Here is a 12,523-nt window from a genome sequence, read left to right as displayed (position 1 = left end):
ACGGCTAAAAGAGGGAGAAAACATGAAAAAATGGATAGGTATTGCACTTGCGCTTTGTGTATCAACCAGTGCATTTGCAACAGAAGAAATCGCTTATTTGGCAGGGGAATTACCTCCATCAACTAAAATTGAAAAAGTATTAAGTGCGGGTAATCCGGCTGATGTGTTGCTCCTTTCAAGCGCGCCCAATAAATTACTGGGATTGTCGGGATTTAATATGGAAAAACGTGGAAAATTGTTTCCTGCAGCACAACAATCTCTACCAACCTTGGGAAAAATTGCCGGAAAAGGCAGTACGCTCTCGCCAGAGAAAATTGTGGCATTGCAACCGAATTTAATTATTGATGTAGGTAATGTCACCCCAAATTATATCGATCAAGCAAAACGTACTTTTGAACAAACGGGCGTGCCTTATTTGTTGCTAGATGGCAAACTTAGCGAAACACCGACGACTTTGCGTTACTTGGGGAAAGTACTAGGCGTAGAAAGCCTCACAGAACCTCAAGCTAAGTATGCAGAAGAAACCCTCAAACAAGCGGTCGAAAATGCTTCTAAATTTACTAAAACCTTCTATTTAGCTCGTAGTGCAGATGGCTTACAAACAGGACAAAAAGGCTCTATTCATACAGAAGCCATTGAAATGGTTGGTTTAAAAAATGTGGTGGAAGGCGATCATAAAGGGCTCACGCAGGTTTCGATGGAGCAGCTTTTATTATGGAATCCTGATGTGATTTTCACCCAATATCCTGAGTTTTTGCAAACCTTAAAAGAGAATCCGCAATGGCAACAGTTAAGTGCGGTCAAAAATGGACAAGTTTTTTTAATCCCGAATAATCCATTTGGTTGGTTAGATTCGCCACCTAGTGTGAACCGTTTACTTGGGGTGCGTTGGGCCTCGCATTTAGTTAGCGGTAAACCTATGACTAAATTTGCAAAAGAAGTACAAACGTTTTATCACGTGTTCTATCAGATTGAATTAACGCCAGCACAAGCGACTCAATTGCTACATGATGTGAAATAGCTATGCCATATTTTGTTCAGCGTAATCCTAAACTGTTTTTCACTTCGCTAGTAATTTTATTAGTTAGCACCATTTTGCTTTCGTTGAATGTGGGGCGATTTCCGATTTCTCCCCTTCAACTTGGACAAGCGATTCGTTGTCTATTTGAAACGGAATGTCAAACGCCTTCTTCCGTTGAAACGGTGCTTTGGCATATTCGTACACCACGTATTTTGGTCGCCTGTTTAGTAGGTGCCGCATTAGCCGCCGCAGGCGCGACTTATCAAGGGATGTTTAAAAATCCGTTGGTTTCTCCTGATATCTTAGGTGTTTCAAGCGGTGCTGTGTGTTTCGATGGTCGCATCCAGAAGCCGTAATCAAGATCCGATTTTGGTCTTAGTACTTTCAGGGATTGCTATCGGTTCATTACTTGGTGCAGGTATTTCACTGTTAAAAATTTTAGCCGATCCTTTCACCCAATTACCTTCGATTACCTTTTGGTTATTAGGCAGTTTCACGGCTGTTGGCGTGAAAGAATTAACTCAACTTTCCCCTATTTTGATACTCGGCATTCTGCCACTTTTCTTATTGCGTTGGCGCTTAAATCTGCTCGCCTTAGAAGAAGATGAGGCTAAAAGCCTCGGTATTCCTATCCAACGCACGCGCTATATTTTGATTATTTTCACCACACTTTGTACGGCAAGTGCGGTCTCCATTACGGGGATTATTGGTTGGGTTGGATTGCTTGTGCCCCATATCGCTCGATTATTGGTGGGTGCCAATTTCATTTTATTGCTGCCGACATCCTTGTTGCTTGGTGCGAGCTTTTTACTTCTCACCGATACACTCGCCCGCACGGTTGCAAGCATTGAACTTCCCATCGGGATTTTAACCTCTGCTTGTGGCGCACCGTTTTTCCTCTATTTATTGTTGAGAGGGCGAAAATGAATTTAATTGAAACGCAACAATTGACGATTGGTTATGGCAATAAACCTCTGTTAGACAAGATCAATTTTGCATTAAAACCTCAGCAAATTTGCTGTTTACTTGGCGCCAATGGTGCAGGGAAAAGCACTTTCTTAAAAACCTTGCTTGGTTTGCAGCCTGCTCTCAATGGGCAAGTTTTCTTTCAAAATAGACCGCTTGCTACATATTCTGCCGCTGAATTAGCACGTGAAATCGCTTATGTACCACAAGCACATGCTCAACTTTTTCCTTTTCTTGTGCAAGATATGGTATTGATGGGGCGTTCTGCTTATTTGAAATGGTATCAAACGCCGAAAGCTGAAGATAAAGATCTTGCCCTTTCTGCCTTAGATGAATTACAAATCACACATCTTGCCAAACGTTATTACCACGAACTTAGTGGTGGCGAAAAACAACTTGTACTCATTGCACGAGCTATCGCTCAACAGGCGAAATTATTGATTATGGACGAACCGACAGCCAGTCTTGATTTTGGTAACCAAATTAGAGTGTTGGAAAAAATTAAACAGTTACAACATCAAAATATCGCCTTGTTGATTACCACTCACAACCCACAACAAGCAGTCTATTTAGCCGAAAATATTGCAATGCTCGATCAAGAATTTGGTTTCCATCAAGGTGAGAAAAGTGAACTGATGACCTTTGAAAACCTCGCCAAAATTTACCGTACTTCAGTTCAGGAATTGCAAAAACATCTCAACATTTAAGGACAAACTATGATTTATTTTTCAGACAAAGAACTCGATGATTTTTTATTGGAAGATATTTATCGAGGTGACTTAACCACGCATGCGTTGGGGCTGGAGAAAGTCTCGGCAAAAATTGAATTCAAACGTAAAAATGCCGGCGTGGTGGCGGGGATTTCAGTGGCAGAACGATTACTGAAAAAATTAGGCATTACGCCTCAGGTCTATGTGAATGAAGGGGAATCCGTTGAAGCAGGTGCAGTGTTGCTAAGTGCGGTCGATTCTGCGGACAAATTACAGCAGGCATGGAAAGTGGTGCAACTTGTATTGGAATGGTCTTGTGGCGTAGCGCAATACACGGCGGAGATGATTGCTAATGCCAAAGCCATTAACCCGAATGCGGTGGTGGCTTGTACCCGTAAAAGTATCCCGAATACCCGTAAACTGGCGACCAATGCGGTGCTGGCTGCTGGCGGACATATTCATCGTCAAGGCGTGAGTGAAACCTTACTGGTCTTCACTAATCATCGTAATTTATTGGCTGAACCGAATAACTGGACACATATTGTGGAAACCTTGAAGCGTGAAGCGCCAGAAAATAAGGTTACCCTTGAAGCAGACAATTTTGCACAATTTGAACAAATGATTATCGCTTCTCCAGATATTATTCAGCTAGATAAATGGTCGGTTGAAGACGTGAAAGCGGCTTTGGAGCTCATCAAGGCGCAAGGCAAAGCAATTACGCTTTCCGTCGCCGGTGGGGTGAATAAAAATAATGTGGCAGATTATGCCAAGTTAGGCATTAATTTGTTTATTACCTCTGCGCCTTACTATGCTGCACCGGAGGATATTAAGGTTGTAATTACTAAAGCATAGAATTTAAAGTGCTTCTTTACAATAATTCCTTGCTTTTATTGGCTTCAATCGTTAAAATTCAGGCTCCTTGTCATCGCTGAGTTAGAGATCGGCGAATGATGTATTAATAACACTACCTTTTAGGAGTAAAAAATGTCTCTAAGTACTGAAAAAAAAGCAGCAATCGTTGCTGAATTTGGTCGCGATGCGAAAGATACTGGTTCTTCTGAAGTTCAAATCGCATTATTAACTGCACAAATCAACCACTTACAAGCTCACTTCGCTGAGCACAAAAAAGACCACCATGGTCGTCGTGGTTTATTACGTATGGTTTCTCGTCGTCGTAAACTTTTAGACTACTTAAAACGTACTGATCTTGCTTTATACCAAAGCACTATCGCTCGTTTAGGTTTACGTCGCTAATTTTTATTACGATAGTAAAAATAAAAGCCTTCGGATTACCGAGGGCTTTTTTATTTTCTGCATATTAGATAAAAAACGGTCAAAAATTTAACCGCTCTTTTTTAGTTATTAGTTCGCAATGCCTTTATGGCGAAGCAATGCGTCTAATTGAGGTTCACGTCCACGGAAACGTTTGAATAATACCATTGGTTCTTCAGAGCCGCCGCGAGTGAGAATTTCATCTAAGAAGGATTTACCCGTAACCGGATTGAAAATCCCTTCTTCTTCAAAGCGAGAGAATGCATCTGCAGATAACACTTCAGCCCATAAATAGCTGTAATAACCTGCTGCATAACCGCCGGCAAAAATATGGCTAAAGCTATGTGGTGTTCTTGCCCATTCAACGCCTTTAATCACGGCAACTTTATCTTTCACCGCTTTTAAGGTATCAAGGACTTGGTTAGCTTTACCCACTTTAAAAGTATGATGAAGGGTAAAATCAAACAATCCAAATTCAAGCTGACGTAACACAAACATCGCTGCTTGATAGTTTTTTGCTTTGAGAAGTTGATTTAATTTTTCTTCTGGTAACGGTTCGTGCGTTTCAAAGTGACCAGAGATAAAATCAAGGGCTTCTTTTTCCCAACACCAGTTTTCCATAAATTGACTTGGAAGTTCTACTGCATCCCAAGGTACACCATTGATACCCGCAACATCCGGTACATCAACTTTGGTGAGCATATGGTGAATGCCGTGACCAAACTCATGGAAGAGAGTCGTGACTTCATCATGGGTGAATAACGCAGGTTTATCACCAATAGGCGCATTGAAGTTACACGTTAAATAGGCAACCGGTTTTTGAATTGAACCGTCAGCATTGCGTTTTCTGCCGATACAATCATCCATCCATGCGCCGCCACGTTTATTTTCACGCGCATAAAGATCGAGATAGAAACTACCACGTACTTCATCGGTTTCATCAATTAAATCAAAGAAACGCACATCTTTATGCCAAGTATCTACGCCAAAACGTTCAACTGCACGAATATTAAAAATACGTTTAATTAATTCAAATAAGCCCGAAATAACTCGATCTTCAGGGAAATAAGGACGAAGTTCTTCATCATTGATCGCATATAAATGTTGTTTTTGTTTTTCAGAATAGAAACTGATATCCCAAGGGGCAAGTTCCGTTACGCCAAATTCTTTTTCACAATAAGCTTTAAGTTCTGCTAATTCTTTCTCACCTTGTGCTTTTGAACGATCTGCAAGGTTATTTAAGAAATCTAACACTTGTTGTGGATTTTCTGCCATTTTGGTCGCAAGTGAGCGTTCAGTATAGGTATTGAAACCTAGCAGTTTCGCTAGTTCCACGCGTAACGTCATGATTTCTTCAATGATCGCTGTGTTATCCCATTTACCTGCGTTTGGACCTTGATCAGAAGCGCGAGTTGCATAAGCACGATACATTTCTTCGCGTAGTGCTGCATTTTCGCAATAGGTCATGATTGGCAAATAACTTGGAATTTCTAACGTAAAACGATAGCCTTTTAAGCCTTTACTTTCAGCAGATTGTTTTGCTGCAAGTAATGCAGATTCAGGAAGACCCGCTAATTGGCTTTCATCTTCAATGACTTTTTCCCAACCCATGGTGGCATCGAGTACATTATTGCTAAATTGAGCGCTCAATTCTGATAAGCGAGCCACAATTTCACCATAACGTTTTTGTTTTTCTTCGGATAAACCAATACCTGAAAGCTCAAAATCACGTAGTGCGTTTTCAATGGCTTTCTTTTGAGCCACTGAATAAGCCGCAAATTCAGGGCTATTTTTTAAGGCTAAATAAGCGTTGTATAAGCCTTTGTGTTGGCCTACCCAGGTACTGTATTCAGAGAGTAGTGGTAAGCAGGCTTGATACGCATCACGTAATTCAGGGCTATTTTTCACGGAATTTAAATGAGAGATTGGTGACCAAGCGCGGCTTAGGCGTTCGCCTGCTTCAGAAAGCGGTTCAATAAAGTTTTCCCAAGTAAAGTGCGGTTGTTTTAAAACTTGTTCAATGGCTTGACGATTTTCTTCGATGAGTTTTTTGATTGCCGGTTGAATATGTTCTGGTTTGATTTGAGAAAATGGAGGTAAGCCTTCAGTATGAAGTAATGGATTAGACATAAATATTCCTTTTACTAACAGTTTCTTTAGTAAGTTGCGACAAATTCTATAATATCAAGGTTGAAAAATCTAAAAAATCAGTAATAATTGCGTATCACTTTTATTTAGGAATAATAATGAACGGCGTGTTATTGTTTTCTGGCTTAATCACTTTTTCGATTATAGTCGGTTTTGTTGCACTTAAATTTTTTCCAAAAAATTCTTTAATTAAAGCCATTTATATTATACTAGGCTGTATTTCTTTGGTTTTAGGCGTGATTGGTGTTTTTCTACCATTTCTGCCGACCACACCTTTTTTATTACTCACGCTTTATTCGTTTGCGCAAGGTTCTTCTCGTTTAGAACGTTGGTTCTTGGAGACGAAACTTTATCAAAAATACCTAAAATCCTTTAATGAGCGACGTTCATTAACGAAAAAAACAAAAATCTCTATTTTAACCTTTTCAACCACGATGCTTTTAATTGGTTTTTATTTTACTCCAAGTGTTGTGGGACGAACGATCATTGCGATTTTAATTGCGGTAAAATATTGGTTCTTTTTCTTTTGGATTAAAACAGAAGACGTTGAAAATGGATAATGCTTTCCTTACTTGGCTTAAAAGTGCGGTCATTTTAGGTATCGTTTTTGGATTAAGCGGTTGTGATAAATTAAATAGCCCGAAATCTACAAACACGGTATCAGAAGAGCAACCAACACAAAGCCAGTCTATTGAACAAGAAAATACTTCAAAACCGAGCAGAACTTTACTGACTCGGGCGTTTACTCATTCTCCTTCTTTTGAGCCTTGGTTTGTGCGTTATCCTGAACAAGAAAACTTATTGCGCGATTTATATGAAGGCTTAACGGCTTATGATCAGGAAGGACGAATTGTGCCAGGTATTGCAGAAAGTTGGCAAACAAAAGACAACAAAACCTGGATCTTTACCTTACGTGAAGGGCTTCGTTGGTCAAACGGTGAACCTTTAGTCGCCCAAGATGTGATGCTTTCTTGGCAAGCACTGTCTCAATCCAATAGTCCATTAAGATCTTATTTGGCTTATCTTAATCTAAAAAATGCGAAAGGCGTTTTAGAAAAAAATAAACCTTTTAAGAGTTTAGGCATTTATGCGGAAAATGACCGCACTTTACGCATTGAGCTTGATAAACCAACACCGTATTTGCCGGAAATGTTGGCGCATATTAGCCTCGTGCCACAATATAGCGATCCTGATTCCCCTGTAACTAATGGGGCTTATATGATCGAAAGTGAAAGTGTGAGAAGCATACACTTAGCGAAAAATCCCTATTATTGGCAGAAAAATAATGTCGCTTTTGAACGTGTAGCTTATCTACCTTTTGTTGCGCCTAAATTGGCTGAATTTGATGTGGTGGTTGATGTGCCTGAATTTCATTCAGATCTTCAGCATTTTCCGAAGCTTTGTGAGTATTTTTATGAATTTAATTTAAACGATCCTAAAGTTGCTAAGGCAGATGTGCGTAAGGCGATTGCTTCGTTGGTTTCGGTTACGAATATTGTGAATAATGAGATTCCAGCGGAAATTCCAAGTTCTTATTTTTTACCGAAAGCTATGCTAAATGGACAGGATTCAAGATGGGAGCCCGTTGTTGCCGAGCAGTTATTGGCTCAAAATAAAATTGATGAAAGACATCCGCTACATTTAAATGTGCTTTATGATGATGCACCCTTGCATGTGAATATCGCGCAACGTGTAGTGGGGCAATTAACGCAATCCGATATGTTGCGCGTGGATGCCCAACCCGTCAATTGGCAAACATTACAAATGAAACGCCAAAAGGGTGATTTCCAAGTCATTCGTTCTGGCTGGTGTGCAGACTTTAATCATCCTATGGCATTTTTAGGCTTGTTCTATTCTAAAAGTCCCGATAATAAAAATGGCTATGCTAATGCAGAATACGATCAACTTTTTGAGCAAGCACTGAGAAGCTTAAATGAAAAAGAGCGGTCAGAAATTTACTTAAAATTAAGTGAGAAGATCCAACAGGAAAACCTTGCTTTACCGCTTTTCCAATACACTACACCGGTTTATATTTCTCCAACTATTATGGGGGCGAAGAAAAATCCAGTAGGGGTCATTTATAGCAAAGATCTATGGCGAAAAGTGGAAGCTAAAGCTGATTAAGAAAGTTGTTTATCATGCGATAAACAACTTTTTTATTAAATTTAATTAAAAGTGTAAAGTAACACTATTTACTTTTTATTTTTATCCGCTACAATACACAACAAATCAACCTAGAGGGAAATCCTGATGTTAAAAATGAATGATTTAGTTAAGCTTAGTCAGACACCAAAATCCACGGTGCTGTACTATGTGAAAGAAGGTTTGTTGCCTGAGCCGGTGAAAGATAAACCGAATTTTCATCTCTATGATGAACATTGTGTGAAGTTACTCAGCTTTATTAAATATCTACAAAGCAATTTCAATGCGACAATTTCACAAATTAAAGCACTTTTTGCACATCCTCATTTTGATTGGAATAATCCTTATGAAAGTCTTATTGGATTATTAGACATCATCATGGGCGCTGAAAATGAAGTATTTTCAGTGGAGCAACTCTCTGCAGAATTTCATCTTTCTACTCAGCAAATCGAAGAGATGGTAGCGGAAGGATTATTGAATCCTCGTGAAGGCATTTTTACAGCAAAAGAACGTGATATTTTGGCGATCTTAGCTCGTTGTGATGAAGCCGAAATGGATGTAGTGAAAGCTTATTTGGCTGCTGCAAAAATGTTAGCGGAAAAAGAGGTGAATGTGACTTTAGCGGCATTAGCCAATAGTGAACAAAAAGATGAAAAATTAAAACACTTATTTGATTTATTGTTGGTGTTAAAACCTTATCTCTTGAATATGAAAACCTTTAATCTTTACCAAGCGGAGAGTGCGAAATGAAACTCTTAAAATATGCTGGCTTTGTGCCTTATTTAGCCATTGCCTTTATTAATGCCAGTGTGGATTTGGCACATAAAATTACTATTCAAAATGTTTTACTGAAAAGCTTTTCAGGGGAGAGCTTGGTCGTTTTAACAGCGTTAATTAATGCCATGATTTTATTGCCGTTTATTTTCTTATTTTCCCCTTCGGCATTTATTAACGATAAATTTTCCCGCACCAATGTGATTCGTTATAGCAGTTTAGCGGCGGTGGTGATCAGTGCGGGGATTTTATTGAGTTATATGACGGGCATGTTTGCACTTTCCTTTGTACTCACATTGATTTTAGCCGCGCAAAGTGCGGTCTATTCTCCAGCCAAATATAGCATTATTAAATCAATTGTGGGCACTGAAAATATCGGTATGGCAAACGGTGTCATTCAAGCGCTTACTATTGTGGCCATTCTATTTAGTTCTTTTGCCTTTTCTTTCTTCTTTGAAGCGCATTATGTGGCATCAGATGATCCGAATGAAGTATTACAAAGTGTTTGGGTGATAGGTGTAGCATTAGTATTACTGAGTGCACTCGAAGCCTATTTTGCGTTTAAAATCCCATTCTTTAAGCAAGAAGCTGAAAATACGGATGGTCAGTTCGATATGAGAAAATACCTTTCTTTAGGGTATTTAAAAGATAACGTTCGCACATTAAAAGCAGATCAAAATATTTGGTTGAGTGTCATTGGATTAAGTCTCTTTTGGGGCGTGTCACAAATTATTGTGGCGGCATTCCCTGCGCATTATAAAGCGATGTTCAATGAAGATAATGCGGTTGTTATTCAAGCGATTCTTGCGGTGAGTGGAATAGGGCTTGCGCTTGGTTCATATCTTGCAGGACGTGCTTCTCGTTTGCATATTGAGTTAGGTATTGTTCCACTTGGTGCATTGGGTATTTGTGTGTCGTTATTCTTTTTAACTCTAGCTCAAAGTGGAGTGGTATTGGCACTTTGTTCTTTTGTCTTTGGTTTTTCTGGCGGTTTATTGATCGTGCCATTAAATGCAACGATTCAGTATTTCGCACCTGAGAAAATCAGTGGCAAAATCATGGCGGGTAACAACTTTATGCAAAACGTGTTCATGGTGGTCTTTTTGCTATTAAGCATTGTTTTTGTACAACTTAATGTTTCGACTCAAGGTTTATTCTTAGTGACTTCTGCTGCATGTTTTGCTGCAAGTTTATATACCATGTCGAAAGTACCCCATTTATTTACGCGTTTATTCTTGCTCTTTGCGTTAAAAGCAAATTACCGTTTTCATGTGGATGGGTTAAAAAATCTTCCACAAAGTGGTGGCGTGTTGTTATTAGGTAACCATATTAGCTGGATTGACTGGTTGGTGTTACAAGCGGCTAGCCCTCGTGCGATTAAATTTGTGATGTATCGTCCGATTTACAACAAATGGTATCTCACTTGGTTCTTCCGTATTTTCAAAGTCATCCCAATTGGTGGCGGTTCAAGTCGTGAATCTATTGAAACCATTCGTGAATATTTAGCGCGTGGTGAAGTGGTGGCTTTATTCCCAGAAGGTCATATCAGCTATAACGGTCAAATTAATGAGTTCCAAAAAGGCTTTGAGCACGTATTAAAAGATTTGGAGAATGTGACGACGGTTCCTTTCTATTTACGTGGATTGTGGGGCAGCAGCTTCTCCCGTGCGGATTCTTTCTATAAGAATTTAACTAAACGCCAAGGTAAGCGTGAAATTTTAGTAGCATTTGGTAAACCAATTCATGGCTTTATTGATGCGACAGCCATGAAGCAAAAAGTGCTCGAACTTTCTTTCTCCGTATGGGAAAAAGTCATGAGTAAACGTAAACCACTTATGCACCATTGGTTGAATTCGGCAAAATCGAATTTATTCAAAGAAGCCGTGGTGGATGCGCAAGGCACTAAACTCAATAACCTGAAATTTATTGCTGCAGTGCTAATGTTTGTGAAAACCTTGAAAGCCGCTTTAGGGAATGAAAAAAATGTTGGCGTGTTATTACCAAGTTCATCAATCGGGGCAATTATCAATATGACCTTAATGGTGATGGGCAAAGTACCGGTAAATTTAAACTACACGCTAAGCCCTGAAGTGATGGAAAAAGCGTTGAAAAAAGCCAACATTTCGCAAGTCATTACCTCTGAAAAATTCTTGGATAAATTGAACGTAAAAGGTTTTGACTTTAACCAAGTGGTGGCTGATAAAGCCCTATTTATGGAAAATTTAGGGAAATCGATCACTAAAGCGAATAAAGTGCGGTCATTTTTAACGGCGTTTTTAGCGCCACAATGGTGGATTAAATTACGCTACTTTGCAGACGTAAGCTTGGAAGATAATGCCACCATCCTATTCAGTAGTGGTAGTGAAGGTGATCCGAAAGGCATTGAATTAAGCCATAAAAATTTACTGACGAACATTAAACAGATTGGTGAATTATTAAATTTCCACAAAGATGATGTCATTTTAAATTCCTTACCAATTTTCCACTCATTCGGATTAACCGTGACAACCTTATTGCCATTGTGTGAAGGCATTAAAATGGTGAGTGTCGCGGATCCGACAGATGGGGCGACAGTCGGAAAAATGTGTGCTCGACATCGTGTGAGTATTTTATTTGGTACTTCAACTTTCTTTAGATTGTATGTACGCAATAAGAAATTCCATCCGTTAATGCTACAAAACGTACGTATGGTTATTGCGGGCGCTGAAAAATTGAAAGCAGATGTAAAAGAAGCCTTTAAACTTAAATTTGGCTTAGAAATTTACGAAGGTTATGGCGCAACTGAAACAGCACCGGTAGCCAGTGTTAATATGCCTAATTTACTTGATCCAGAAACCTTACAGGAATTTACCTTCAATCAAGCTGGTACAGTCGGTATGCCATTACCAGGCACCATTATTAAAATTGTGGATCCAGAAAGCTTGCAGGAATTACCAGTCGGCGAAGACGGTTTGATCTTGATTGGTGGTGGACAAGTCATGAAAGGTTATTTGGATGCCCCAGAAAAAACAGCAGAAGTGATTGTTGAAATTGACGGTGTACGTTATTACAAAACCGGCGATAAAGGCCATATCGATCATAACGGTTTTATTACCATTGTGGATCGTTATTCTCGATTTGCTAAAGTCGGTGGCGAAATGATCAGTCTTGGCAGCGTGGAAGAGAAACTTTCACAAGTATTTGATGAGGAAAATCAATTTGTTGCCGTTGCCTTGAGTGATGATAAAAAAGGCGAGAGCATTGTGCTTTTAATCAAGTCTGCGCTTTCTTTAGATGAGATCAATGAACGTATTAAAGGATTAAATGTACCGCCGATTATGCTACCAAGCCAAGTCTTCTTAGTGGATGAAATTCCGATGTTAGGAAGTGGTAAAGTAGATTTCAAAGGTGCGAAGAATCTGGCGATGAGTCTGGTTAAGTAAAGAACATCGTAATAAATAAAAGAGCGGTCAATTTGACCGCTCTTTTTGTTATTTAATGAACCTTATTT

Annotated in this window: 9 protein-coding genes and 1 pseudogene; 9 read left to right on the top strand and 1 reads right to left on the bottom strand. The window is 39.3% G+C overall.

Annotated features, from left to right (window positions below; all coding sequences use genetic code 11):
* Positions 1-22: 22 nt before the first annotated feature.
* The 5 genes and pseudogenes from PARA_RS09535 to rpsO all read left to right on the top strand — a co-directional run bounded on the left by PARA_RS09535 (position 23) and on the right by rpsO (position 3,951).
* Positions 23-1,021 (top strand): iron ABC transporter substrate-binding protein, encoded by a 999-nt coding sequence (locus PARA_RS09535; protein WP_014065597.1) that lies wholly within the window; start codon positions 23-25, stop codon positions 1,019-1,021.
* Between the two features lie 2 nt (positions 1,022-1,023).
* Positions 1,024-1,948, top strand: a pseudogene (locus PARA_RS09530) (FecCD family ABC transporter permease).
* Complete coding sequence (locus tag PARA_RS09525) at positions 1,945-2,694, top strand: ABC transporter ATP-binding protein (protein WP_014065594.1); 750 nt, start codon at positions 1,945-1,947, stop codon at positions 2,692-2,694. Before PARA_RS09530 ends, PARA_RS09525 begins: the two are co-directional and overlap by 4 nt.
* A 9-nt stretch (positions 2,695-2,703) precedes the next feature.
* Entirely contained in the window at positions 2,704-3,549 is an 846-nt protein-coding gene (gene modD / locus PARA_RS09520; protein WP_014065593.1) for a ModD protein, read from the top strand.
* A gap of 132 nt (positions 3,550-3,681) precedes the next feature.
* Complete coding sequence (rpsO, locus tag PARA_RS09515) at positions 3,682-3,951, top strand: 30S ribosomal protein S15 (protein WP_005628925.1); 270 nt, start codon at positions 3,682-3,684, stop codon at positions 3,949-3,951.
* A gap of 108 nt (positions 3,952-4,059) precedes the next feature.
* Here the strand turns inward: rpsO and prlC are convergent, their stop codons facing one another.
* Positions 4,060-6,099 (bottom strand): oligopeptidase A, encoded by a 2,040-nt coding sequence (gene prlC, locus PARA_RS09510; protein ID WP_014065592.1) that lies wholly within the window; start codon positions 6,097-6,099, stop codon positions 4,060-4,062.
* A gap of 206 nt (positions 6,100-6,305) precedes the next feature.
* Here prlC and PARA_RS09505 point away from each other — a divergent pair, with 206 nt between their 5' ends.
* The 4 genes from PARA_RS09505 (at position 6,306) to PARA_RS09490 (ending at position 12,455) form a co-directional block, all read left to right on the top strand.
* Positions 6,306-6,677 carry a YbaN family protein gene (locus PARA_RS09505; protein WP_041918331.1) on the top strand — a complete coding sequence of 124 codons (372 nt, stop codon included), beginning with the start codon at positions 6,306-6,308 and terminating at the stop codon, positions 6,675-6,677.
* Entirely contained in the window at positions 6,670-8,241 is a 1,572-nt protein-coding gene (locus tag PARA_RS09500; protein ID WP_014065590.1) for a peptide ABC transporter substrate-binding protein, read from the top strand. The genes PARA_RS09505 and PARA_RS09500 overlap by 8 nt, the downstream gene beginning before the upstream one ends.
* Positions 8,242-8,367: 126 nt before the next feature.
* On the top strand, positions 8,368-9,009 hold the full coding sequence (locus PARA_RS09495; protein ID WP_014065589.1) for a MerR family transcriptional regulator: 642 nt from the start codon (positions 8,368-8,370) through the stop codon (positions 9,007-9,009).
* A complete protein-coding gene (locus PARA_RS09490; RefSeq protein WP_014065588.1) occupies positions 9,006-12,455 on the top strand; it encodes an acyl-[ACP]--phospholipid O-acyltransferase in 3,450 nt (1,149 codons plus the stop codon). The genes PARA_RS09495 and PARA_RS09490 overlap by 4 nt, the downstream gene beginning before the upstream one ends.
* Positions 12,456-12,523 lie beyond the last annotated feature (68 nt).

It is taken from the genome of Haemophilus parainfluenzae T3T1, from assembly GCF_000210895.1.
Lineage (GTDB): Bacteria > Pseudomonadota > Gammaproteobacteria > Enterobacterales > Pasteurellaceae > Haemophilus_D > Haemophilus_D parainfluenzae_A.
Note: the sequence above shows the minus strand (reverse complement) of the source record. Positions and strands in the feature narration are given on the sequence as shown.